The organism is Streptomyces naganishii JCM 4654 (assembly GCF_014650575.1).
Taxonomy (GTDB): domain Bacteria; phylum Actinomycetota; class Actinomycetes; order Streptomycetales; family Streptomycetaceae; genus Streptomyces; species Streptomyces naganishii.
In genome coordinates this window covers 455,566-480,051 of record NZ_BMVF01000002.1, presented here as the reverse complement: position 1 = coordinate 480,051, position 24,486 = coordinate 455,566, and the positions used below count along the sequence as shown (strand labels likewise).

The following is a 24,486-nucleotide window of genomic DNA, read 5'->3' as shown; positions in this document are numbered from 1 at the left end:
GCGGTGGTGCTCGCGGTGGTGCTCGCGGTGCCTGCCCCGCCTGCTGTGCCTGTCGGGGCCGGGGTTCGGTCAGTCACCTCGCACCTCGCTCGGGGCGCCCAGGACGATCCGGGCCAGGTTGGTCAGGGAGGGGGAGCCGGGGGCGAAGTAGTCGCTGTGGCCGCCCTTGCCGGCACTGAAGCGGCGGGCGCCGAACGCCGGGTCCATCGGGTCGGTGCCGAAGCCGACGGTCGTGCCGAGGAGGTCGGCGTGGACGTGCGGCACGTCCGCCACCCAGTCGTCGCCGCCCCGGGCCGCCCATACGCGGGCCGCTGTGCGCAGTTCGGCCACGGAGCCGGCGCCCGTGCCCGGACTGCCGATCAGGGCGATGTCGCAGACGTCCAGGCCGTTGGCGGCGCGGCCGCACACCACCGAGCCGTACGAGTGGCACACCAGCGTCAGGTGCGGGCGCTCGCCCACCACGGCGCGCAACTCCCGCACCAGGTCACGCAGATGCGGGGCCGCCTGTTCGGCGCGGCCCGTGGTGAGGACGGTGGCGCTGACGGTGCCCGGTGTCTCGTAGCCGAGCCAGGAGACGACCGCCGTGCGGGTGCCGGCCGGGGCCTGGCGGTCGAGTTCCCGGGAAAGTGCCCTCGCGGTCCGCCGGAAACGGCCGTAGGTGTCCAGGGAGGTGTCGGAGCCCGGGACCAGGACCGCCACACGGTCGGCGTGCGCGAGGTCGCCGTCGACCTCCGTCACGCGTCCGGAGCCCCGGCCGTCGAAGGCGAGCAGTTGGCGGCCGGGGGCCGCCAGCGAACCGTCCACCGCCGCGCGTGCCGTGTCGCCGTGCGCCTCGGCCATGCGGGACGCCTCGGCGGCGTCGGCGCGGTTCGCGGCGTAGGCCGCGTTCAGCGTGGCGCGGGTGAGCGGGGGGAGTACCACCGGGGCCGGAGCCGGTATCCGCGGGCGGGCCGCGGCCGACAGGGGCACCACCACGGCGGCGGCGACGAGCACGGCGAGCAGCACCCTGCCCCAACGGCGATCCCGGTGCGGCGGCTTGTGGGCCGGGTCCCCCGCGCCCTCCCCGGTCCTGGTGTCCCCGGTGTAACCGGTGTCCCTCGTGTCCGGAGCCGTGAGTCCGAGGCCCGTGTCCGGAGCCGTCCGTTCGAGCCCCATCGCTCGTCACCCCCTCCGTGCCGCCCGCCCATCGGGTCGTCACGGAAGGGAAATTACGGAGCGGGGGCTGTCGCCCGCGTCCCGCCGGAGAGCCGTTCCCGGCCGTAGCTCTCAGGTACTACGGGTATGACCGGGTGGCCGCGGCAGGGGCACTCCCCGGCATCCCTCCGGCTCCGGGGCGAGCGCCCGGAAGCGGCTCTCACCAGGCCAGTTGTGCGATCTCCTCCGCCACCACCGCGCAGGCGTCCGCCGCCGGGTCGATCAGCGGGAAGTGTCCTACCTCCCCCAGAAGGGTGAGGCCCACCACCTCGCCGGCCTTCGCCGCCGCCTCCGCGTACGACTCGGCGACGGCCTGCGGTACGACCACGTCCGTACGACCCTGGACGAGGGTCGTGGCGATGCCGGTCGGCAGCAGCAGGGACGGGTCGGCGTACGGCTGCCGTTCCAGGAACTTCCGCTCGCCGCCGAGCAGTTGCTGCGCCGCACCGCCGCACACGTCCAGTTTCCCGGCGACCGTGAAGTCCGCGATCGGGGCGAGCGCGACCACGCCCCGCAGCGGCGCCGGGCGGTCCGTGCGCCAGGGCGCGTCCGCCGGGAGGACGTGCCGGGCCGCCGCCCACAGGGCCAGGTGGCCGCCCGCCGAGTGACCGGTGACCACCGTGCGCCGGGCGTCGGCCTGCGGGAGCGCCTGCCGCACCAGGTCAGGCAGGGCGTCGAGCGCGGCCGCCACGTCGTCGAAGGTGTCCGGCCACCGCCCCGCGACCGGACCGCCGGCCCCGGCCCCGCCCTCCGGAGCACCGGGAGCGCCCCGCCGGTACTCCACGTTGGCCACGGCGAAGCCGCGGCGGGCGAGGAAGTCCGCGAAGGGCGTGATGTGACGGCGGTCGTAGGGGGCCCGCCACGCGCCGCCGTGCAGGACCACCACGAGCGGGGCGGCCTGCGACCCGGGCACCGGGGCGTCCGGGTCGCGCGGGGCGTAGAAGTCGATCACCTGGTCGGGGTGATCGCCGTACGCCGCCGTGCTGTCGGGCTCGACGGGCGCGTGCGAGAAGGCCGACTCCTCCTCCGCGGCGGCGGCGTCCCTGGGTGCGGCGGCGTCCGGCATGCTCCAACCTCTCAGCGAAAGTGCGGAATTGGCGGACCAGGAGTTGGGTTCCGCGGTTGGCGGGGACGGTATCAGGGCCACGACGTGCGCCTACACGCGGATGTCACGCTCGGTGAACCCGGACCGCCCCGCCCCGCCCGCGCCCCGGCTAGCCCAGAACCTCCGCCAGCACCCGGGCCGCCCGCTCCACGTCCGCGAAGCCGACGTACAGCGGGGTGAAGCCGAAGCGCAGCACGTCCGGGTGCCGGAAGTCGCCGACCACGCCCCGCTCGATCAGCCGTTTCATCACCTCGCCCGCGTCCGCGCACCGCAGGGCGACCTGGCTCCCGCGCTCCTCGTGGGACACGGGGGTCAGGGAGGTCAGGCGCCCGTCGGGGACGTACGCGCCGACGCACTCCAGGAAGAAGTCCGTCAGCGCCAGCGACTTGGCCCGCACCGCCTCGACCGGCACGCCGTCCCAGACCTCCAGCGCCGCCTCCAGGGCGAGCATGGAGAGGATGTCGGGCGTGCCCACGCGTCCGCGCAGCGCGCCCGGGGCCGGTTCGAAGTCCGGGCGCATCCCGAAGGGTTCGGCGTGGGAGGTCCAGCCGGGCAGCGGGGAGTCGAAGCGGTCCTGGAGTTCGCGGCGCACATAGAGGTACGCCGGTGAACCGGGGCCGCCGTTCAGGTACTTGTAGGTGCAGCCGACCGCGAGATCGACGCCGTGCTCGTCCACGCCCACCGGCAGGGCGCCCGCGCTGTGGCACAGGTCCCAGACGGCGTACGCGCCCGCGGCGTGCACGGCGGCCGTGAGGGACGGCAGGTCGTGCAGGCGGCCGGTGCGGTAGTCGACGTGGTTGAGCAGGACGGCGGCGGTGCGGGCCGACAGCGCGCCGGGGACCTCGGCGGGCGCCACCGGGCGCAGCGTGCAGCCGGTCATGCGGGCGGCGGACCGCGCGATGTAGCCGTCCGTGGGGAAGGTGGTCGCGTCGACCAGGATCTCGTCCCGGCCACGCGTACCGCCCGCCCCCTCGCCGGCACGGACGCCCTCGTCGGTACCGACGTCATCGCCCGCACGGACGCCCTCGCCGGTACCGACGTCATCCCCCGCACGGACACCGTCGCCCGTACGGTCACCGTCGTCCGCACGAGCCATGCGTACCGCCGCCACCAGCGCCTTGAACACGTTCACGCTGGTGGAGTCGCCCACCACGATCTGGCCCGGCGCCGCGCCGACCAGGGGCGCGATCCGGTCGCCGATCCGCTCCGGCGCGGTCCACCAGCCGCTCTCCTCCCAGGAGCGGATGCGCAGCTCGCCCCACTGGCGCCGGATGACGTCGGCGAGGCGGTCGGGGACGTTCGCCGGGAGGGCGCCCAGGGAGTTGCCGTCGAGGTAGACGGTCTCGTCCAGGACGAACCGGTCGCGCAGCGGCGCCAGTTCGTCCGCCGAGTCCAGCTCGCGCGCCTTCGTGTCGAGGTCAGACATGGGACCTCGCCGTCCACAGCTCGGGGAAGACGTTCTTCTGCGCGCGCTTCTCCAGCCAGGCCACTCCGGCCGAGCCGCCGGTGCCGGCCTTGGCGCCCATGGCGCGGCGGGTGGCGACCAGGTGGTCGTTGCGCCAGCGCCACACGAGTTCGGCCACGTCCGTCAACGCCTCGCCCAGCCGCGCGAGTTCGTCGTCCTCGTCACCGGAGTAGAGGTCGGTCCAGACGGCCTCCACCGCCTCGGAGGGCTCGTAGCGCAGGGACACGTCACGCTGCAGTACGGCGTCCGGTACGGCGTGCCCGCGCCGGGCGAGCAGCCGCAGCACCTCGTCGTAGAGGCTGGGGTCGTGCAGGGCCTTCTCCAGCTCGGAGTGGACGCGCGGGGCGCCGCGGTGCGGGACGAGCATGGAGGCGGACTTCTCGCCGAGCAGGAACTCCATGCGGCGGTACATCGCCGACTGGAAGCCGGAGCCCTCGCCGAGGGCGCCGCGGTAGCTGTTGAACTGGGCCGGCGTGAGCTGGCCGAGCGGCCTCCAGGAGGCGTTCAGCGCCTCCAGCTCCCGCACGGAACGCTTCAGCGCGGCGATCGCCGTCGGCACGTCGTCCGAGCGCAGGGCGCGGGCCGCGGTCTCCCACTCGTGGACGATGACGGTGAACCACAGCTCCATCACCTGGGTGGTGACCAGGAAGACCATCTCTCCGGGGTCGTCGGAGAGGGTGTGCTGGAGGTGGGTGAGCACGTCCGCCTTGACGTAGTCCTCGTAGGGCGTGGTGCCTTCGAAGTCGAGATGCGGGGTCTCGGGCTCAGATTCCTCGGCGGGCTGCACGGGTCGCGCGGACTGCGCGTCCTTCGTGGGCCGAGGGGTGGAGTGAGCCTGTTGGGACATCGCTGTCTCCTGTTGTACTCCGGGTAGCGGTCCGCCCCTGCCGATGCCGGCACGGGGGCCCCGGTCCCCACCGGCATCCTGCGCATCAGGGGCGCAGATCGCAAGGCCCGCCCGGTCGCGCGGGCGGGCACCGGCGAACGGTGTGCGGCTCAGCCGAGGGTCTGCGCCGCCGTCTGGGAGGAGTCCTTCAGGAACTGCGTGCAGCGCTCGTACTCCTCCTGCTCACCGATCGCGCCGGCGGCGCGGGCGAGGGCGTGCAGCGCGCGCAGGAAGCCGCGGTTCGGCTCGTGCTCCCAGGGGACGGGGCCGTGGCCCTTCCAGCCGTTGCGGCGCAGGGCGTCCAGGCCCCGGTGGTAGCCCGTACGGGCGTAGGCGTACGACTCGACGGCCGCGCCCCGCTCGAAGGCGTCGTCGGCCAGCTGCGCCCAGGCCAGCGAGGACGCCGGGTACCGCGCGGCGACCTCGGCGGGCGGGGTGCCCTTGGCGAGCAGCTCGCGGGGCCCGGGGTCGTCGGGGAGGTGGGTGGGGGGCGGGCCGCCCAGGAGGTTCTCGTGAATGCTCATGCCCTCAGTCTGCGGCATCGCCCGGGGGGTCGTGCGGGGCCCCGGGGCGGGGGGCGGGCGGGGCGTCGGGGCGGGGGTCGGGCGGGGAGTCGGGGCGGGGGTCGTGCGGGGCGCCGTCCGGGGGAGGCACCGCCTCCGGCCCCGCGCCGGGAGAGGCCTTCGCACCCGGCACGGCCCCCGCTCGCCGACCGGGCCCGGAGGGCTCGCGGGGCCCGGAGGGCTCGGGGCGCTCGGGGCGGCCGCGGGATTCCAGTGGGGGTGCCGTGGTCCAGGCGTGCGTGCGGCACTCGGGGTGGCGGCAGTCCGGGGCCGGGCGGCGCACCGTCGTGACGGCGAGGAGGGCGCCGGCCACCAGGACGCCCGCGCAGATCGGCATGGCCTTGTGGAAGGCGGCGTCGAACGCGTCCGGCGAGCGGTACGCCTCCGGGCCCATCCCGGTCAGCAGCGGCAGCGCGGCCACCGCGACGAGGCCCGCGGCGCGGGCGGCGGCGTTGTTGACGCCGCTGGCCAGGCCCGCGCGGGAGGTGTCCACGGAGGCGAGGACCGTGGCGGTCAGCGGGGCCACCAGGGTGACCATGCCGGCGCCCATGACCAGCACGGCCGGCAGGACGTCGGTGAGGTAGTCGGCGCCCGCGCCCACCCGCAGCATCAGGAGCATCGCGGCCGCGCACAGCAGCGGGCCGACGGTGAGCGGCAGGCGCGGGCCGATGCGGTCGGCGAGGGCGCCCGAGCGGGCCGAGAACAGCAGCATGAGGACGGTCGTCGGCAGGAGCGAGGTGCCCGCCTGGAGCGCCGAGTAACCGGCCACCACCTGGAGCTGGAGGGAGGTGAGGAAGAAGAAGCCGCCGAAGGCCGCGTAGACGCAGAGCGTGACCAGGTTGACGGCCGTGAACTGGCGCGAGGCGAAGACGTCCAGCGGCAGCATCGGGTCCGGGTGGCGCCGCTCGGCGTACACGAAGGCGACGGCGGCGAGCAGCCCGGCCGTCCCGGTCAGGGCGACGGCCACGGAGTCGTGGCCCGCCTCGATCAGGGCGTACGTCACCAGGGCGAGGGAGAGCGCGCCGAGGGCCCCGCCGAGCACGTCGAAGCGGCCGTGGGCGCGCTCGTCGGCCGACTCGGGGACGTGACGCAGGGCGATGGGCGCGCACAGCAGCGCGAGCGGGACGTTGAGCAGGAACACCCACCGCCAGCCGGGCCCGTCCACCAGCCAGCCGCCGAGGAACGGCCCGACGGCGGCGCCGACGCCGCCGAACCCGGACCACAGGCCCACCGCCCTGCTCCGGTCGTCGGGGTGGAAGGACGCCTGGATGAGGGCGAGCGAGCCCGGGGTGAGGAGGGCGCCGCCCACCCCTTGCAGGGCACGGGCGACGATCAGGACCGTGGGGTCGGGTGCGAGGCCGCAGAGCAGGGAGGCGGCGGCGAACCAGCAGACGCCGATGACGAAGATCCGCCGCCGGCCGTAGCGGTCGCCGAGGGTGCCGCCGAGGAGGATCAGGCCGGCCAGGGTGACCAGGTAGGCGTTGACGGTCCACTGGAGGGCGGCGAGGCTCGCGTCGAGGTCGCGGCCGATGCGGGGCAGGGCGACGTTGACGACGGTCGAGTCCAGCAGGGCCATGCTGGAGCCGAGCACGGTGGTGAGCAGGATCCACCTGCCCGTGGGCGTGGAGATCCGTACGGCGGGGTTCTGCCGCGTCCGCGCGGTGACGGCCATGCTCGGATCATCCCGCGCGGACGGGCTACGGGCCAGGCCGCGGGCGGACGGCCGGACCGCCGAGGGGCGGCCGGACCGCCGAGGGGCGGCCGGACCGCCGGTGGACAGCCGCACCGGAAGGTACGACCGCCACCGGCGGCTCGCGGACGTCGCGTGACGGGTGTCGCCCAACGGGCGTCGCGTGACGCGTACCGCTCGTTACTTCAGCTTGTTGCCCGCCGAGCGGAGGTGGCCGCAGGCCTGGAGGACGCGCTGGGACATCGACGCCTCGGCGAGCTTGCCCCAGGTGCGCGGGTCGTAGGTCTTCTTGGAGCCGACCTCGCCGTCGACCTTGAGCACGCCGTCGTAGTTCTTGAACATGTGGTCGGCCACGGGACGCGTGAAGGCGTACTGCGTGTCCGTGTCGATGTTCATCTTCACCACGCCGTTCTCCAGCGCCGTGCGGATCTCCTCCTCCGTGGAGCCGGAGCCGCCGTGGAAGACGAAGTCGAACGGCTTGCTGTCGGCCGGACGGCCGTACTTGGCGGCGACGCCCTCGTTGAGCTCCTTGAGCAGGTCGGGGCGGAGCACGACGTTGCCCGGCTTGTAGACGCCGTGGACGTTGCCGAAGGAGGCGGCCAGCAGGTAGCGGCCCTTCTCGCCCAGGCCCAGGGCCTCGGCGGTGCGGATCGCGTCCTCGACCGTGGTGTAGAGGGAGTCGTTGATCTCGTGCGAGACGCCGTCCTCCTCACCGCCGGTGGGGGTGATCTCCACCTCGAGGATGATGTTCGCGGCGGCGGCGCGGGCCAGCAGCTCCTGGGCGATCTCCAGGTTGTCGGCCAGGGTCTCGGCGGAGCCGTCCCACATGTGGGACTGGAACAGCGGGTTGCGGCCCGCCTTCACGCGCTCCTCGGAGACCGCGATCAGCGGACGTACGTACCCGTCGAGCTTGTCCTTCGGGCAGTGGTCCGTGTGCAGCGCGATGTTGACCGGGTACTTCTCCGCGACGATGTGCGCGAACTCGGCCAGGGCCACGGCGCCGGTGACCATGTCCTTGCTGTACTGGCCGCCCAGGAACTCGGCGCCACCGGTGGAGATCTGGACGATGCCGTCGCTCTCCGCCTCCGCGAAGCCGCGCAGCGCCGCGTGCAGGGTCTGCGAGGAGGTCACGTTGATGGCCGGGTAGGCGAACTTGCCTGCCTTCGCCCGGTCGAGCATCTCGTTGTAGACCTCGGGGGTTGCGATGGGCATCTGTCCGCTCCTTGTATGTGCGGGTTGCGTCTGCGTGCTTACGGCCCTGACCTAGGGAGTGACGTCATCGTCGGCCCCATCTTCGCAGAAGAGGCCCGATGCTTCGGCCACCCTGTCCAGCCTGTGGATAACCCGTCCGCACCGGCCTCCCCCGAGCGGACCACAGCCCTGGTCCCGGCCGGACCACGGCACTGGTTTCGGCCGGACCGTGACCGTGCCCCGGCCGGGACACGGCCGTGCGCTCAGTCCAGTCCCAGGTCGTCCTTCGAGTACGCGAACACGTAGGGCACGCCCGCCTGTTCGGCGATCGCCTCGGCCGCGCCGGTGGCCCGGTCCACGATCGTGGCGACCGCGACGACCTCCGCGCCGGCCTCGCGCAGCGCCTCGACGGCGGTCAGCACCGAGCCGCCGGTGGTGGAGGTGTCCTCCACGGCCAGCACCCGGCGGCCCGCGACCTCGGCGCCCTCGATACGGCGCTGGAGGCCGTGCGCCTTGCCGGCCTTGCGCACGACGAACGCGTCGAGCGTCTTCCCGCGCGCGGCGGAGGCGTGCAGCATCGCGGTGGCCACCGGGTCGGCGCCGAGGGTCAGGCCGCCGACCGCCTCGTAGTCCAGGCCGGCCGTCAGGTCCAGCATGACCTGACCGACCAGCGGGGCCGCCACACCGTCCAGCGTGATGCGGCGCAGGTCGATGTAGTAGTCGGCCTCCTTGCCCGAGGACAGCGTCACCTTGCCGTGCACCACGGCCTTGTCCTTGATCTGCTGCAGCAGCTCGCCGCGAACGTCGCTCATGGCAGTCAGCTTAAGCGCGGCGCCAGGTCCAGGTCGTCGTGGCCTCGAGCGGCTCCAGCGGGGTGACCAGGCGCGGACGGGTGTTGAGGCCGTCGGGCGGGCCGGTCTGCGGCTCCACGCACACCGCGCTCTCCTGCTCGTCGTAGACGACGACCCACTCCTCGGGGCTCGTGACGCTCAGCTGCAGCTGCCCGGGCCAGGTGAGGGTGACGTCCACGCCGCCGGGCATGCCGAAGCAGTCGTCCCAGGGGCCGGGCTTGGGGTCGACGCGGTGGCCGGTGGGCAGGTGGTCCGCGCCGCGCTCCTCCTGCCAGGCGGGCTCGAAGTCCAGCCGTACGTCCTCGCCGCCGAGGTTGCGGTGGAACCAGGGGTGCCAGCCGATCTGCGCCGGGAAGGAGGACTCGTACGTCTCGACGGACATCGACAGCGTCAGGGCGTCCTCGGTCAGGGCGACGACCTGGGTGACCCGGCCGGGGTAGGGCCAGGGCTCGACGAGGTCGTAGGTGATCACGGCCTCGCCGGCCGAGACGCGGGCCGTGCTCCAGGCGCCGTCGCGGGCGGTGCCGTGGATGGCGTGCGGCGGGGAGTTGAGCGGCATCTGGTGGACGACGGCGCCGTCCCGGAAACGGCCGTCGCGGATCCGGCCGCACCAGGGGACCATCGGGAAGCAGCCGAACCGCTCGCCCTGGCGCAGCAGTTCGAGTCCGCCGACGCGGAGCCCTCCGATGCGGCCGCCGTTGCCGGGCTGCACGGTCGCTTCCGCGTCGCCCGCGGTCAGCGTGATGTCTTCGTTACTCACGCGTCGAGGCTACTGGGCCGATCAAGAGGGCGTTTCGCGCCCGGCCGGGCGGCCCGTGGCCGGGGCGTGCGGATGCGCGGGGGTGCCCCAGAGAACCCGACCGACGATCACGTGGCCGTACGGGCATGTGGCCGTATGCCCGTCCAGCCGCGCGGCGGGATGACCGGTTGGCCGGTGTGTGGGAGCCGTGCGGGCTGTGCGGGCCGTGCCGGTGTGCGGGGCCTGCGGGTGGGGCGGGTGCCTCGCGCCCCACCACCGCCTCAGCGGCAACGGCGGCCTGAGTGCCCGGCCGGACGACCACGTGGCCGTACGCGCGCGTAGCCGTACGGGCGTGTGGCCGTATGCCCGTCCAGCCGCGCGGCGGGATGACCGGGTTGGCCGGGCCGTGCGGGCTGTGCGGGCTGTGCGGGCTGTGCGGGCTGTGCGGGCTGTGCGGGCTGTGCCGGTGTGCCGCGGCGGGTGGGCCGCCGCGCATCCCGTCGTCGCCTCAGCGGCGGCGTCTGAGGGCGCGGCCCACGATGATCGCCGACGCCACGGCCAGCGCGGCGGCGGGGGCCGCCCAGCGCAGGGCCGGGTTGCCGGAGACGGTGAGCGGGGCGGGCACGGGGGCGTAGCGGCCGCGGGGCGGCGCGTGGTCGACCTCCTCGGCGCTACGGCCGATCATCGTCCGCCGGGCGTGCGCCGCCTCGGCGGGCGGCTCCGCCGGCTCGCCGAAGTCCTCGGCGGCGTCCTCGGGCAGCGGCTCGCCCAGTTCCTCGCCGGCGCCCTCCGGCAGCGCGGGCTCCAGTACGTCGTCGCGCTCCGCCTGCTCCTCCGCCTCCTCGTCCCGGGCCTCGGGCGCCTCCTCGCCCAGCTCCCCCTCCTCCTCGTCCGCGAGCGGATCGAGGGAGGGCGGCGGAACCTCGGCCTCGAACACGGACGAGGCGGCGGGCACGGCGGGCGTGTCCCCAGCGCCCGCTCCCTCCGGTGCGTCGGCATCGCCCGCCTCCCGCGTGGGCGGCGACGACGCGTTCCCCGCGTCCCGCGCCGGCTCGGCCGCCGCCGGTGGGACCGGGGCGTCCTCCGCGTCCGGGGTGGTCTCGAAGTCGCCCGTGGCCAGGGGGGCGAAGTCCTGCGTGGCCAGGGTCTCCGCCGTCTGCGGGGGCTCCCCGTCCTCGGCGGGGCCCTGCTCGGCCAGTGCCTCCGCGAAACGGTTCAGCAGGCGGGTCACCGCGGTGCTCACCGACTCCGGGGCCAGTTCGGCGACACGGCCGCCGGCCGTCGCGGTGCCCTCGAAGGCGAGGACCGCGCCGCCCTCGGCGTCCCGGACGCGGAGCGTGAGCGCGAGCCCGGCCGAGCCCGTGCCGCGGACCTCCGTCCCCTCGCCCGCCACGGCGTACGTGCCGTCGTCGCGGCCCGTGACCCGCAGGCTGCCGCGGTAGGTGACGGAGTGCTTGCCGATGCGCACCTTCAGGCGGCCGGCCAGGACGTCCTCGCCCGCCTCCCGCTGGAGTCCCGGGATCGCCCGGGCGACCCGCGCGGGGTCGGCGAGCGCCGCCCGCAGCTGCCGGGCCGGAACCGGAACGAAGACCTCATGCTCCATGTCAGCCGAGCGTACCCAGTGGTGGCCGGTAATACCCTCCCCTCGGCCGCGACTCCTCCGTGTTCTGGGCCCCGACTCCTCCGTGTTCCCGGCCGCGACTCCCCCGTCTTCCCGACCGCGACTCCCCCGCTCCCCGTGTCGCGGCGCCCGGTCCGGCGTGGCAGGGCCGCGTCCGTTCAGCCGTCGCCGCCCGGCCGCACCAGCCCGCTCTCGTAGGCGAGCACCACCGCCTGGGCCCGGCTGCTCAGGCTGAGCTTGCTCATCGTGCGGTTGAGGTGGGTCTTGACGGTGGCCTCGCTGATGAAGAGGCGGTCCGCCGCCTCGGCGTTGGTCAGACCGCGCGCGACCAGCCGCAGCACCTCCATCTCGCGGGTGGTGAGCGCGCGCAGCCCCGGCGAGGAACCCCCGGGCGACTCCGGCTCCGCACGGGCCGTGAACGCCTCCACCAGCCGCCGCGTGACCACCGGCGCGAACAGCGCGTCGCCGCCGTGAACGGCCGTGACCGCCGCGAGCAGCCGCTCCGGTCCCGCGTCCTTGAGCAGGAAGCCGGACGCGCCGGCGCGCAGCGCCCCGTACACGTACTCGTCCAGGTCGAAGGTGGTGAGGATGAGGATGCGGGGCGCCGGTTCCACCGCCTCGGCGAGGATGCGCCGGGTGGCCTCGATGCCGGTCATCCCGGGCATGCGGATGTCCATGAGGACCACGTCCGGCCGGGTCTTGGCGGCCAGGGTCACCGCCTCGGCCCCGTCCGCGGCCTCGCCGGCGACCTCCATGCCCGGGGCGGCGCGCAGCAGCGCGACCAGTCCGCTGCGTACGAGGAACTGGTCGTCGACCACCAGCACTCTGATCATTCCGCGACGGTGTCTCCCCGGCGTGCGGCGTGTACCGACGTCGGCAGGGTCAGGCGCACGCCGAATCCCCCCTCGCTGCGCGGGCCGACGACGATCGTCCCGCCGTAGAGCTTGGCGCGCTCGCGCATGCCGATCAACCCGTGACCGACGTGCTCCCGCATCTTGTCCGAATCCACCCCCTTCCCCTCGCCCTTCCCTTCGCTCTTGCCCTCGTCCTTCCCGGCGGCTCTCCCGTCGTCGGCGACGGACACCGTCAACTGTCCGCCGGCGTAGCGGAGTTCCACCGTCGCACGTGCTCCCGGCGCGTGCTTGAGCACGTTCGTCAGCGCCTCCTGGACCACCCGGTACACGCACAGCTGCACCCCGGAGGACAGCGGTGCCGGCTCGCCGCGCACCCTGAGGTCGACCGGGACGCCGCCCGCGCGGACCCGGTCCACCATCTCCTCCAGCCGGTCCAGCCCGGGCGTGGGCTCGGCGGCCCCGCCCTGGGCGCCGGCCTCCGTGTCCGGCGTGGAGTCCGAACGCAACAGGCCGAGCATGCGCCGCAGTTCGGCGAGCGCCTCGGCGCTGGCGTCACCGATGGCGCCGAGCGCCCCGCGCGCGGTGCCGGCGTCGGTGTCGAACACGAACCGGGCGAGCCCCGCCTGGACGTTGATGACCGCCATGTGGTGGGCCACCACGTCGTGCAGCTCGCGCGCGATGCGCACCCGCTCCTCCGCCACCTCCCGCCGCGCCCGCTCGGCCTGCTCGGCGCGCAGCCGCACGGCCAGCTCGGCACTCCTGCGGGCGTGGTACCCGAACCTCCACAGGACGAGCGGATAGCCGACCGCCTGCCCGACAACGGCCGCCATCGCGTCGGAGTCGCTGATGAGCCCGGCGCACACCCACACCCCGCCCATCAGCACCGCGCACACGGCGGTGGTCCGGTGCGGGCGCGTGGCCGCCACCGTGTAGAAGGCGACCAGTGCGGCGGGCGAGTTCACCACCGGCCAGTGGCCGAGCGCGACGTACACGATCCAGGCGAGGTGGATGACGAGGAACACGCCCACGGGGGCGCGGCCGCGCACTACGAGCGGGAGGTTGATCAGGGCGACGAGCGTCCAGGCGGACGCGTCCAGCGGGGGCCACCCCTGTGTGGCGGCCTCGGCGCCGAGCAGACAGGCCACGGTCGCCGGCACCAGGGCCGTCAGGGCGTCGACCGCGAGGGGGTGGATCCGCACCGGCGCAGCGTAGACCCGGTGTACGGGGCTTAGCGTCAACCTTTCGCGGTACCGCGGAAGTTGCAGGAACCGCGCGCCTGCCGCGGGAGTTCGCGAAACGGTCCACCCGGAGGGGGATTCGGTCCGGCTCGCCCGCCCCTACGCTCGTGGGACGACGGCGGCGCGGGACACGCACCCGGCCCGCCGTGGGGTAGGGGGTACGGGGGAAACGGCGGCCGGTCCCGCTTCGGGGGAGGGACGGGCCGCCCGTCCCGTCGGCGGCCACGTCGATCCAGCCATCCGCGCGTCCCGCCCCCTTGCCGCTCCCCTCCTCACCTCAGCCCGAGTACCGCGGACGCGCCAGCGTCGAAGGCCGTGCCGTCGGCACCCGTGTGCGCAGCGCCGCGCGGGTGTCGGCGGCGAGGGCGGCCGGGGTGAGCGTGCGCGGGCGCGGGGCGGCCGGGTCCAGGCGGAGCACGGGGGTGGAACGGGCGGCCAGGACGAAGCCCCAGTCGCGGGGTGCGCCCCGCGCGCCGGGCGCACGGTCGGGACCGGCGGCGAAGCCGGGGTCGCGGCCGCCCACGCGGTAGGGGACGGTACGCAGGCCGGCGGCGCGGACCGTGGCGTCGACGGTCCAGAAGACGCGCGGGCGCAGGGAGTCGGAGCCCGCGTGCACGACGAGACGGCCGCCGGGTGCCAGGGCCCGGCGGGCCAGTCCGTAGAACTCCTGCGCGTACAGCTTGGTGCTCGCCGTGATGCCCGGGTCGGGCAGGTCCTCGATCACCACGTCGTACGCCGCCGGGGGCGCCCCGCGCAGCCAGTCGAAGGCGTCGGCGGTCGTCACGTGGACGCGCGGGTCGGCGTAGGCGTGGCCGTTCAGGCGGGTGAGCGCCGGGTCGGTGCGGGCCAGGCGGACCACGCCCGCGTCGAGTTCGACGACGTCCACCCGCTCCACGCCCGGGTGGCGCAGCACCTCGCGGGCGGCGAGGCCGTCGCCGCCGCCGAGGATCAGCACGCGCGCGTGCGGTCCGGCCATCGCGGGGTGGACCAGCGCCTCGTGGTAGCGGCGCTCGTCGTGGCCGCTGACGCGCAGCCGGCCGTCGAGGAAGAGGTTCAGCGGCCGGCCGCGGGTGCCGCCGGTGAGGACGACCTCCTGGACGCCGGTCCGCAGGGCCACGCGCACGTCGTCGCCGTACACCGCCTGGCGCGCGGCCCGTTCGAAGTCGCCGGCGAGGGCGGCGGCGGTGCCGAGCAGGCCGAGCACGGCGAGGTTGGCGCCCAGGAGCAGCCAGCGCCCGCGCGGGGTCAGGTCGCGCCGGAACAGGCCGAGGACCAGGGCGCCGCCCGCGACGACGTTGACCGCGCCGGTGAGCAGCGTGCCGGTCAGCTGGCCCAGCAGGGGCAGCAGGAGGAAGGGGAAGGCGAGGCCGCCGACGAGCGCGCCGACGTAGTCCGCCGCGAAGAGGTCGGCGACCGCGCCGCCCGCGTCCTGGCGGCGGATGCGCTGGATGAGCTCCATGAGCAGGGGCACCTCGGCGCCGATCAGCAGGCCTATCGCCAGCGAGAAGGCGACGAGCAGGCAGCGCGGGCCGTCCGCCCAGACGCCGCCCCAGCCGCCGGTCCAGGCGAACACCGCGTACAGCGCCATGGCGCTGCCGCCGCCGACGAGGGCGAGGGTCGCCTCGATGGCGCCGAAGGCCACCGCGGCGTGGCGCCTGAGGTGCTTGGCGAGGAGTGAGCCGACGCCCATGGCGAACACCATGACGGACAGGACCACGGAGGCCTGGGTGACCGAGTCGCCCATCAGGTACGAGGCGAGGGCGACGAGTTCGAGTTCGTAGACGAGTCCGCAGGCCGCGCAGACGAAGACGCCCGCGAGGACGAGGAACCGGCCGGTCCCCGGCCGGACGGGCAGCCGCGCGGGTCCGACCCGGGCGGGCGCCGGACGGGGTGGCGCCTGCCCGGGGGCCGGGGCGTGCGGGTCGATCACGACTGCGACGTTACGTCACGGACGCGCGACGCTTCGTCACCCACACGTGTGGAAAGGGGAGTTGCGGCCGCGTGTGGTGCTTGTGTCTCCTCATGCGGCCCGCGCCGGTGCGGAGCGCCGCGCTCCGACCCTGGTCCGGGTCGCCACCAGCTGGCCGTCCTGCGGGTAGGCGTGCCAGGTGCGCCAGTGCACCTGGCCCTCGCGCCGCTGCGCGAGCATGGCGGTGAACGCGTGCGGGCTGCCGGGGAAGACGCCGGCCAGGCCGTGCGGATGGTCGGAGACCAGGGCCAGCAGCTCCTGGGCGCGGCCCGCGAACATGCCCGGCGAGAGCACCTCGACGCGCGCCGCGAACTCGTACTCCCAGTCGTTCACGCGCTTGGCGACGCCGAGCGGGAGGGGCGTGCTGGAGCCCGCCAGGCATGCCACCGTCTCCGAGCAGGTGCCCCGCTCCTCGTCCAGGAGCACCTGGTGGGAGGCGCCGAGGAGTCTCAACTGAAGCCTCGCGTCGTCCAGTTCGAGGTCGAGTGTGGCCAGTGCGGGCAGCGGCTCGCGTCCCAGGGCCCAGGCGAGGTCCGCCGCGCGCGTGTCGGTGTAGGAGGTGTTCAGGGTCGTGAGCATGGGTCGGCTCCGCTAGCACGCAGAAGAAGTGAGGTGGGGTCCGGTCCGGCGCACCCCGGTCGACACGAGGGAAACGGCCCGGCCTGCACGAGGGAAACGGCCCGGTCGGCCCGGATCGGGAGAGGTGTGCGCGGGACGTCCCAGGGGCTGCGTCGGTATCTGTAGAGGGAATCATGAACGCCCGTGCCACCACAGCGTTTTTACCCAACTTTGTGGGGTTTACATCCCCTCGGGGGCCCCACAGCTCAACTGTTCAACTACGGCTTGCGCCCCGGCGCGTGCGGGGGCGCAGAGGCGCACGGGTCAGCACCTTGGCGCGCAGGCCGGCACTGCGGCACGCGGATCCGCGCCGGGGCGCCCGCCGGACCTCGTCTCCGACGGGCGCCGCCGGGGGACGCGGTTCCCCCCTGGAGCTCGGCTGCCCCGTGTCAGCTGCCTCCGCCGCATCCGCCCCCGCACGACGAGCCGCCCCCGCAGGAGGAGTGCCCGCCGCAGGAATGACCACCACAGGAGTGGTGCCCACCCGAGTGACCGCCGGAGTGGCCACCGGAGTGACCGCCCGAGTGGTGGCCGCCGGAGTGACCGCCCGAGTGGTGGCCGCCGGACGAGTCCCCGGACGACGACCCGCCGTCCCCCGCCCACCAGCTGCCGCCGCTCGCCCCCGCACCGCCGCCGGCCCCGCCGTAGGACCGCTTGCGCGGACGGCTCCCGGACCTCTGGGCGTTCCTGCGGCCCTTCGCGGCCGCCGAGGCCACGAGCAGCACCGCGATCACCGCCACCGCCAGACCGAAGACCATGGCGTCCCCCTCCTTCCGAACCCCTCCGGCACGACGTCCGGAGGTCCCCCGAAGCGGCCCCCCGCGGGCGCCTCGCTCATCGCGTGACCGGGGGATGCCCGCCGCCCCGCCCGGCCAAAGCACACTTGAGGAACTCCAGAGCTTCGGCGCAGGATGGCCCGCATGACCTCCAGCGCACGCCCGCTTCTGAACCGCCGGCTCGCCGAGTTCGGGACGACGATCTTCGCCGAGATGTCCGCCCTGGCCGTGGCGACCGGGGCGATCAACCTGGGGCAGGGCTTCCCCGACACCGACGGCCCCGAGGAGCTCCGGGAGGCGGCCGTGCGGGCGCTGCGCGAGGGGCGCGGCAACCAGTACCCGCCGGGCCCCGGCGTGCCCGAGCTGCGCACGGCGGTCGCGGAGCACCAGCTGCGGCGGTACGGCCTGTCCTACGACCCCGACACCGAGGTCCTGGTCACCGCGGGCGCCACCGAGGCCATCGCGGCCGCGCTGCTCGCGCTGGTGGAACCGGGGGACGAGGTCGTCGCCCTGGAGCCGTACTACGACTCCTACGCCGCCTGCATCGCGATGGCGGGCGGGCGGCGCGTGCCGGTGACGCTGCGCCCGCACGAGGGCGCCTTCCGGCTCGACCTGGACGAGCTGCGCGCCGCGGTGACCGGCCGCACCCGGCTGCTGCTGGTCAACACCCCGCACAACCCGACCGGCACGGTGCTCACCCGCGAGGAGCTCACCGCGATCGCCGAGCTGGCCGTGGAGCGGGACCTGCTGGTGGTCACGGACGAGGTCTACGAGCACCTGGTCTTCGACGACGCCGAGCACATCCCGCTGGCCACGCTCCCCGGGATGCGCGAGCGGACGGTGACGATCGGGTCGGCCGGCAAGACCTTCTCGTTCACCGGCTGGAAGGTCGGCTGGATCACCGCCGCCCCCGGCCTGGTCACCGCGGTCCGCTCGGCCAAGCAGTACCTGACGTACGTGGCCTCGGGCCCGTTCCAGTACGCGGTCGCCGAGGCGCTGGCGCTGCCGGAGTCGTACTTCGAGACGTTCCGCGCGGACATGCGGGCCAGGCGCGAGGTGCTGGCCGCGGGTCTGGGCGAGGCGGGCTTCGAGGTCTTCCGCCCGGCCGGCACCTACTTCATCACCACCGACATCCGCCCCCTGGGCGTCACCGACGGCTTCGCCTTCTGCCGCGCGCTGCCCGAGCGAGCGGGCGTGGTGGCCATCCCCAACGCCGTCTTCTACGACCACCGCGCCGAGGGCGCCCCCTACGTCCGCTTCGCCTTCTGCAAACAGCCGTCCCTGCTGGAAGAGGCGGCCACCCGCCTGAAGACCCTGGCCGGCTGACACGCCGCCGCTTGGGCTGCAATGGGGCGGTGCGCCGGTTCCGTACCGCAATATGCGCATGTGAGCCGCCTCAGCCTCCTGCCGTCGCCCCTTTCCGTCGCCCAGCCGGAGGCCGGGGGGAAGGGGGTGCTGCGGTCCGCGGTCCTGGCGGCCGCGCTGTTCACCGCGGTGCGGGTCGCCGGGGTGGGTGTCGTGGCGGTGGCCGCCTGGACGCACGGCAAGGATCCGGCCGCGCTGCTCGGGCGGTCCTGGGACTCGCTGTGGTACCTGCGGATCGCTGTTCACGGTTACGGCGCCGTCGAGCGCCCGCGTCCCGGAGTCGTCCACAACGACCTGGCGTTCTTCCCGCTCTACCCGGCGCTGATCCGCGCCGTCCGCACGGTGTTCCCGCTGGGCGGGGGCGCGGCCGGCCTGGTGGTGTCCTGGCTGGCGGCGACCGCGGCCGCCTGGGGGATTTACGCGGTCGGGGACCGGGTGCACGGGCGGGCCGTCGGCACCGCCCTCACCGTGCTGTGGGGCCTGCTGCCGCACTCGGTGGTGCTGTCGATGGGGTACAGCGAGCCCGTGCTCACCGCCTTCGCCGCCTGGTCGCTGTACGCGGTGCTCACCGGGCGCTGGGTGTGGGCGGGAGCGCTGGCCGCGCTGGCCGGGCTGTCGCGGCCCAACGGCTTCGCGGTGGCCCTCGCCGTGCTCGCCGCGGCGGCGCCGGCCGTGTGGCGGGCCCGGGGCCGCGTTTCCCACAGGCTGTGGACGGGCGTGGCGCTGGCCCCGCTGGGCTGGACCGGTTACGTGCTGTGGGCGGGCCGCCGCACCGGCGACACCCTCGGCGGCTACTTCCGCCTCCAGCGGCTGTGGGGCTCCCGCTTCGACTTCGGCGTCGGCGCGCTGCGCTTCGTCAAGCACCTGCTGCTGCACCACGACGCGTTCCTGTTCTTCGCGGCCCTGGTGCTGGTGGCGGCGGGCGTGCTGCTGTACGCGCTGCTGATCCTCGACCTCGCGCCCCTGCCGCTGGTCGTCCACAGCGGCGCGCTCCTCGTCGTGGCCTGCGGCGGCTCGGGCTTCTTCCAGTGCAAGCCGCGCTTCCTGCTGCCCGCCTTCCCGCTGCTGCTGCCGCCGGCCCGCGCCCTGGTGCGCACGGCGAGAGCCCGGCCCTGGCACGCGGCCGCGGTGGCCGGCGCCCTGGCCGGGCTCTCGTTCGCCTACGGGGCGTATCTCGTGGTGATCACGCACACGCCGTTGTAAGGCCTGACGCGGGTGCCACGCGCCTCGCCCGTGGCCCGCGTGCGAGGACTACTCCTCGTCGTCCCCGGGCTCGTCGGCCTCGTTGACGTCCTGCTCCAGGCCGAGCTGCTCGACGAGCCAGCGGTCGAACTCGATCGCGGCGCGCACCCAGCTGACCGTGGAGGAGACGAAGTGCTCCAGGCTCACGCCCATGCCGATCAGCATCTGCGCCTCGCCGATGAGGCGGACGGTGCCGTCGTCGTGGGTGTGGCTGTAGACCTTGGGCCACAGCGTCCGGCGGTTCCAGTCGTCGATGGATTCCAGCAGCTGCGGCTTCTCGTCGATCTTGTGGGGCCGGTCGTAGAACGTCCGTACCGAGAAGACCTGCTGGTCGTCCTCGCCGCGGAACATGAAGTACGTGCGGAACTGCTCCCACGGCGCCGCGAGGTCGCCCTCGTCGTCCACGACGTACTTGAGCTCCATCTGGTCGAGGAGCTGCTTCACGAGGTCCTGATCCGGGACGACGGGGCCCGCCGGTCCTTGGGGCTGCGGCTCGGGCTGGCCCCCGAAGTTCGGAATCGAGGACGGGTCGATGCTCACCGTGTTTTTCCCTTCGTACGGATCCCGCCATCCTCCCCCATGCGGGGAGGGGCGTGGCAAGCCCGCCGGGCGCTTGTCAGCCCTGGGCTGACATGATCCGGCCGACGGGTGGACGTCGGGCGGCGGGTGGGGGTGGGGGTCATGTCCCGGACACGAACCGGAAGGGCCGAACGGCCAGGCGCCGAGAAGGCGCCGCGCGGCCGGACGAGGTGGTGGCTGGTCGCGGCGGTCGCGGTGCTGCCGGCCATGGCTCTGCTCCCCTTCCTCGTCGCCTTCCTGGGCATGATCTTCTCCGACTCCGAGTACCCACTCGGCGGAGGACCCAAGGCGGTCTCCTGCACGCGGGCGCTGGCCTTCGGCGGGGCGGCCCTTCCCGACGGCGCCACGCCGGTCGGGGGGTGCGTGGAGCAGAGCTGGCAGGACGTCTCCTACAGCGCGGACTTCCGGATGCCGCGGGCCGGGGTCCGCGACTGGCTGCGCCGCACCTACCCGGACGCCCCGGCGCCGGAGACGGAGTTCTGCGCCGACGACGCGGACCTGTGTCTGGAGCTGAGCTGCACGCGGGGCCTGCCGGAAGGGGTGGGCGCCGACGCCGTACAGGTGAACGTGACGTACGAGGACGCCGGCACCGCCCTGGTCGACTTCGCGGCGTTCACGACATGAGCGCGGCGGCCCGCCACCCGGCTGCCGGGTGACGGGCCGCGCGGGCGCGTGGGCGGGCGGCCCTACAGCGTCTTGCCCGTCGCCGGGCCCACCAGCAGCCCGTCGCCGAAGCGGTCGACGCGGACCGTGTCGCCGTCCTTGACCTCGCCGGAGAGGATCTCCTTGGCCAGCCGGTCGCCGATGGCCGTCTGCACCAGGCGCCGCAGCGGACGGGCGCCGTAGGCCGGGTCCATGCCCTCGTCGGCGAGCCAGGCCAGCGCCTCGGGCGTGACGTCCAGCGTCAGGCGCCGCTCGGACAGCCGCTTGGCGAGGCGGCCGATGGCGAGCTCGGCGATCCGGCTCAGCTCCTCCTTGGTCAGCGCCGAGAAGACCACCAGGTCGTCCAGGCGGTTGAGGAACTCGGGCTTGAAGGAGGCGCGGACCACCTCCAGGACCTGCTCCTTCTTCTCCTGCTCACTGGTGACCGGGTCGACCAGGTACTGGCTGCCCAGGTTCGAGGTGAGCACCAGGATGGTGTTGCGGAAGTCGACCGTACGGCCCTGGCCGTCCGTCAGGCGGCCGTCGTCCAGCACCTGGAGGAGGACGTCGAAGACCTCCGGGTGGGCCTTCTCCACCTCGTCCAGCAGCACCACGCTGTACGGGCGCCGGCGCACCGCCTCGGTGAGCTGGCCGCCCTCCTCGTAGCCGACGTATCCGGGCGGGGCGCCGACCAGGCGGGCCACGCTGTGCTTCTCGCCGTACTCGGACATGTCGATGCGGACCATGGCCCGCTCGTCGTCGAAGAGGAAGTCGGCGAGCGCCTTGGCCAGTTCGGTCTTGCCGACACCGGTCGGGCCGAGGAAGAGGAAGGAGCCCGTCGGCCGGTCGGGGTCGGCGATCCCGGCGCGGCTGCGCCGCACGGCGTCGGAGACGGCGCGCACGGCCTCGCCCTGGCCGATCAGCCGCTTGCCGATCTCGTCCTCCATGCGCAGCAGCTTCTGCGTCTCGCCCTCCAGCAGGCGCCCGGCGGGGATGCCGGTCCAGGAGGCGACCACGTCGGCGATGTCGTCGGGGCCGACCTCCTCCTTGACCATGGTGTCCTTGGCGGCCTCCTCCTCGGCGCGCGAGGCGGCCTCCAGCTCCTTCTCCAGGGTCGGGATCTCCCCGTACAGCAGCTTGGATGCGGTGTCGAAGTCGCCGTCGCGCTGGGCGCGTTCGGCCTGGCCGCGCAGGTCGTCGAGCCGTTCCTTCAGCTCACCGACCCGGTTGAGGGACTGCTTCTCCTTCTCCCAGCGGGCGGTCAGGCCGCGCAGCTCCTCCTCCTTGTCGGCGAGGTCGCGGCGCAGCTTCTCCAGCCGCTCGCGCGAGGCCGCGTCGGTCTCCTTGTCCAGGGCCAGCTCCTCCATGCGCAGCCGGTCGACGGCGCGCTGGAGCTCGTCGATCTCGACGGGCGAGGAGTCGATCTCCATACGGAGCCGGGAGGCGGCCTCGTCGACGAGGTCGATGGCCTTGTCGGGCAGGAAGCGGGAGGTGATGTAGCGGTCGGACAGGGTCGCGGCGGCCACCAGCGCGCTGTCCGCGATCTGCACCTTGTGGTGGGCCTCGTAACGTCCCTTGAGGCCGCGCAGGATCGCGATGGAGTCCTCGACGGTCGGCTCGGCGACCAGCACCTGCTGGAAGCGCCGCTCCAGCGCCGGGTCCTTCTCGATCCGCTCGCGGTACTCGTCGAGCGTGGTCGCGCCGACCATGCGCAGCTCGCCGCGGGCCAGCATCGGCTTGAGCATGTTGCCGGCGTCCATGGCGGAGTCGCCGCCGGCGCCCGCGCCGACGACGGTGTGCAACTCGTCGATGAAGGTGATGATCCGGCCGTCGGAGTCCTTGATCTCGGCGAGGACGGTCTTGAGCCGCTCCTCGAACTCGCCGCGGTACTTCGCGCCCGCGACCATCGCGCCGAGGTCGAGCGCGACCAGCCGCTTGTCCTTCAGGGACTCGGGCACGTCGCCCTTGACGATCCGCTGGGCGAGGCCCTCCACCACGGCGGTCTTGCCGACACCCGGCTCGCCGATGAGGACCGGGTTGTTCTTGGTGCGGCGGGACAGCACCTGCACGACGCGGCGGATCTCCTGGTCCCGGCCGATGACCGGGTCCAGCCTGCCCTCACGCGCCGCGGCGGTGAAGTCGGTGCCGAACTTCTCGAGTGCCTTGTACTGGCCCTCGGGGTCCGCTGTGGTCACCCGGCGCCCTCCCCTCGCCTTCTGGAACGCCTCTTGCAGCTTCTTCGCGCCGGCGCCCTGCCGCTCGAGCACCTCTCCGGCCGCGCCGCCCTTGGCCGCGATGCCGATGAGCAGGTGCTCGGTGGACAGGTAGTCGTCGCCGAGGTCGCGCGCCCGGCTCTGCGCGTCCGCGATCACCGCGAGCAGCTCACGGTTGGGCTGCGGCGGCGCGACGGTGGAACCGGTCACGCTGGGCAGGGACGCGAGCACGCGCTCGGCGCCGGCGCGCACGGACGCCTGGTCGGCGTCGACGGCCGACAGCAGGTCGATGATGTTCTCGTTGTCCTGTCCCTCGAGCAGCGCGAGGAGCAGGTGGGCGGGGGTGAGATCGGGATGTCCCCCCGTCACGGCCCGGTTGCCGGCCGCGTTGATGGCGTCCCGGCTCCTGTTGGTCAGCTCGGCGTCCACGGTCGCTTCTCTCCTCCTTGGCGTCGGTGCTCTGCCACGTCTCCCAGTGCTGACTCATACAGCGTACACAAAGTTGAGTCTATTCCACTCAAGGCAGAGGTCGCCATGCCGTGCGGCTGGGACTCGCCAGGGCCGGCGGGTTAGGTTCCGGTGCATGGCCTCCACCACGTATTCCCTGGACCCCGGCGCACCCGACGCGGCGTACCTGAGCTTCTGGCGGGAGCGGCACCTGTGCACGCTGACGACGCTGCGCCCCGACGGCACCCCGCACGTCGTCCCGGTCGGGGTGACGTACGACCCGCGGGAACGGCTGGCGCGGGTGATCACCGACAAGGCGAGCGCCAAGGCGGCGAACGTGCTGGCGGCCGGCGAGCGGGGGGCGCCGGTGGCGGTGTGCCAGGTGGACGGGCGGCGCTGGGCGACGCTGGAGGGCCGCGCGTACGTCCGCACCGAGCCGGACCGCGTCGAGGAGGCGGTACGGCGCTACGCCGAGCGCTACGAGCGGACGCCGGCGCCCAAACCGTCCCGCGTGGTGATCGAGATCGAGCTCACCAGGGCGCTGGGCCGTGGCTGAACCGCCGGACGGCGGCGGGCGCGCGAGCGGCGGATTCCGGCCAGGACGCGGCGGGGGTGATACCCGGATGTTCCGGGCAAAGCTGCAGCGGCGTCACCGTGTTCAGGTCACGGTGACGCCGCTGCGGGGGGAAGCACCTGAGCGATCTGTTACGACGGGGGAATCGCGTCAGGCACTGCGGGGGGTGGCTGAGATGGTCCTGATGTCGGCGGGCTCCGGCGCCACCTGCCGGTGGTCCCGCTGGTCCAGGTTGACGAAGATCATTCCGTATCGGATGGCACACCGTACCGGCTGCGGCGCCCCCCGAGGACGTCGCAGACACCGGTACGCCCGTACGTCTCCGTCCTCGTCCCGCGTGACGACGACCGGCTCACCGAAGACGGCCACCATCAGCGAGTCACCGCTGTGGGGGATGGCGGTGACCAGGTCGATGAAGTGCCAGCCGGAGCGGTACGCGGTGGCCATCTCTCGACGGAAGGACCGGTCGTCGGGTGGTGTGGTCACATCAGCTCCCGGATCCACCTGTCGCGGCGCTCGCACCGCCGGCGGTCGCGGAGTTCTGGGCCACCAACGGCCAGGTGCTGTTCGCCCGAACATCGCTCTTCGCACCGGAGAGGCCGCTCAGCGCGCCGAGGGCAACAACGGCGGAGAAGGCGGCGACAAGCACCGAGCGAAGCAGTCT

22 protein-coding genes are annotated in these 24,486 nt (G+C 74.0%); 4 read left to right on the top strand and 18 right to left on the bottom strand.

The window, feature by feature from the left end; translation table 11 throughout:
* Positions 1–69: 69 nt before the first annotated feature.
* The 15 genes from IE217_RS04975 to IE217_RS04905 all read right to left on the bottom strand — a co-directional run bounded on the left by IE217_RS04975 (position 70) and on the right by IE217_RS04905 (position 16,742).
* Positions 70–1,155, bottom strand: a complete 1,086-nt coding sequence (locus tag IE217_RS04975; RefSeq protein ID WP_190176445.1) for an alpha/beta hydrolase — start codon at positions 1,153–1,155, stop codon at positions 70–72.
* 199 nt (positions 1,156–1,354) lie between these two features.
* Positions 1,355–2,260: an alpha/beta hydrolase gene (locus tag IE217_RS04970; RefSeq protein WP_190176444.1), complete on the bottom strand. Its 906-nt coding sequence runs from the start codon at positions 2,258–2,260 to the stop codon at positions 1,355–1,357.
* 148 nt (positions 2,261–2,408) lie between these two features.
* Positions 2,409–3,725, bottom strand: coding sequence for a kynureninase (locus IE217_RS04965; RefSeq protein ID WP_229865031.1), 1,317 nt, complete (start codon positions 3,723–3,725; stop codon positions 2,409–2,411).
* Complete coding sequence (locus tag IE217_RS04960) at positions 3,718–4,611, bottom strand: tryptophan 2,3-dioxygenase family protein (protein WP_229865029.1); 894 nt, start codon at positions 4,609–4,611, stop codon at positions 3,718–3,720. The genes IE217_RS04965 and IE217_RS04960 overlap by 8 nt, the downstream gene beginning before the upstream one ends.
* Positions 4,612–4,760: 149 nt before the next feature.
* Complete coding sequence (locus IE217_RS04955; RefSeq protein ID WP_190176443.1) at positions 4,761–5,174, bottom strand: DUF3151 domain-containing protein; 414 nt, start codon at positions 5,172–5,174, stop codon at positions 4,761–4,763.
* A gap of 4 nt (positions 5,175–5,178) precedes the next feature.
* Complete coding sequence (locus tag IE217_RS04950; protein ID WP_190176442.1) at positions 5,179–6,885, bottom strand: MFS transporter; 1,707 nt, start codon at positions 6,883–6,885, stop codon at positions 5,179–5,181.
* Between the two features lie 198 nt (positions 6,886–7,083).
* Positions 7,084–8,115, bottom strand: a complete 1,032-nt coding sequence (gene fbaA, locus IE217_RS04945; protein ID WP_190176441.1) for a class II fructose-bisphosphate aldolase — start codon at positions 8,113–8,115, stop codon at positions 7,084–7,086.
* 242 nt (positions 8,116–8,357) lie between these two features.
* On the bottom strand, positions 8,358–8,906 hold the full coding sequence (gene pyrE / locus IE217_RS04940; protein ID WP_190176440.1) for an orotate phosphoribosyltransferase: 549 nt from the start codon (positions 8,904–8,906) through the stop codon (positions 8,358–8,360).
* 10 nt (positions 8,907–8,916) lie between these two features.
* A complete protein-coding gene (locus IE217_RS04935) occupies positions 8,917–9,705 on the bottom strand; it encodes an aldose epimerase family protein (protein WP_190176439.1) in 789 nt (262 codons plus the stop codon).
* A 487-nt stretch (positions 9,706–10,192) separates the two neighbouring features.
* Positions 10,193–11,287, bottom strand: a complete 1,095-nt coding sequence (locus IE217_RS04930) for an SRPBCC domain-containing protein (protein WP_190176438.1) — start codon at positions 11,285–11,287, stop codon at positions 10,193–10,195.
* Between the two features lie 176 nt (positions 11,288–11,463).
* Positions 11,464–12,138, bottom strand: a complete 675-nt coding sequence (locus tag IE217_RS04925; protein WP_190176437.1) for a response regulator — start codon at positions 12,136–12,138, stop codon at positions 11,464–11,466.
* Entirely contained in the window at positions 12,135–13,358 is a 1,224-nt protein-coding gene (locus IE217_RS04920) for a sensor histidine kinase (RefSeq protein WP_190176436.1), read from the bottom strand. Before IE217_RS04920 ends, IE217_RS04925 begins: the two co-directional genes overlap by 4 nt.
* A gap of 316 nt (positions 13,359–13,674) precedes the next feature.
* On the bottom strand, positions 13,675–15,327 hold the full coding sequence (locus IE217_RS04915) for a polyamine aminopropyltransferase (RefSeq protein WP_190176435.1): 1,653 nt from the start codon (positions 15,325–15,327) through the stop codon (positions 13,675–13,677).
* A gap of 90 nt (positions 15,328–15,417) precedes the next feature.
* A complete protein-coding gene (locus tag IE217_RS04910; protein ID WP_190176434.1) occupies positions 15,418–15,945 on the bottom strand; it encodes a DUF2617 family protein in 528 nt (175 codons plus the stop codon).
* Positions 15,946–16,373: 428 nt separating this feature from the next.
* Positions 16,374–16,742, bottom strand: a complete 369-nt coding sequence (locus IE217_RS04905; protein WP_190176433.1) for a hypothetical protein — start codon at positions 16,740–16,742, stop codon at positions 16,374–16,376.
* A 153-nt stretch (positions 16,743–16,895) separates the two neighbouring features.
* On the opposite strand from IE217_RS04905, the gene IE217_RS04900 reads away from it, so the two are divergent.
* Entirely contained in the window at positions 16,896–18,086 is a 1,191-nt protein-coding gene (locus tag IE217_RS04900; RefSeq protein ID WP_190176432.1) for a pyridoxal phosphate-dependent aminotransferase, read from the top strand.
* Between the two features lie 60 nt (positions 18,087–18,146).
* Positions 18,147–19,328 (top strand): putative hexosyltransferase, encoded by a 1,182-nt coding sequence (locus tag IE217_RS04895; protein ID WP_229865028.1) that lies wholly within the window; start codon positions 18,147–18,149, stop codon positions 19,326–19,328.
* Positions 19,329–19,376: 48 nt separating this feature from the next.
* Here the strand turns inward: IE217_RS04895 and IE217_RS04890 are convergent, their stop codons facing one another.
* Complete coding sequence (locus IE217_RS04890; protein WP_189706624.1) at positions 19,377–19,907, bottom strand: type III secretion system chaperone family protein; 531 nt, start codon at positions 19,905–19,907, stop codon at positions 19,377–19,379.
* 141 nt (positions 19,908–20,048) lie between these two features.
* Here IE217_RS04890 and IE217_RS04885 point away from each other — a divergent pair, with 141 nt between their 5' ends.
* Positions 20,049–20,570: a hypothetical protein gene (locus tag IE217_RS04885; RefSeq protein ID WP_190176431.1), complete on the top strand. Its 522-nt coding sequence runs from the start codon at positions 20,049–20,051 to the stop codon at positions 20,568–20,570.
* A 62-nt stretch (positions 20,571–20,632) separates the two neighbouring features.
* Here the strand turns inward: IE217_RS04885 and clpB are convergent, their stop codons facing one another.
* Positions 20,633–23,230, bottom strand: coding sequence for an ATP-dependent chaperone ClpB (gene clpB, locus IE217_RS04880; protein ID WP_190176430.1), 2,598 nt, complete (start codon positions 23,228–23,230; stop codon positions 20,633–20,635).
* 154 nt (positions 23,231–23,384) lie between these two features.
* Here clpB and IE217_RS04875 point away from each other — a divergent pair, with 154 nt between their 5' ends.
* Positions 23,385–23,804 (top strand): pyridoxamine 5'-phosphate oxidase family protein, encoded by a 420-nt coding sequence (locus tag IE217_RS04875; RefSeq protein ID WP_190176429.1) that lies wholly within the window; start codon positions 23,385–23,387, stop codon positions 23,802–23,804.
* 168 nt (positions 23,805–23,972) lie between these two features.
* Here IE217_RS04875 and IE217_RS04870 read toward each other — a convergent pair whose 3' ends face one another.
* Positions 23,973–24,308 (bottom strand): Rieske (2Fe-2S) protein, encoded by a 336-nt coding sequence (locus tag IE217_RS04870; protein ID WP_190176428.1) that lies wholly within the window; start codon positions 24,306–24,308, stop codon positions 23,973–23,975.
* Between the last annotated feature and the right edge of the window lie 178 nt (positions 24,309–24,486).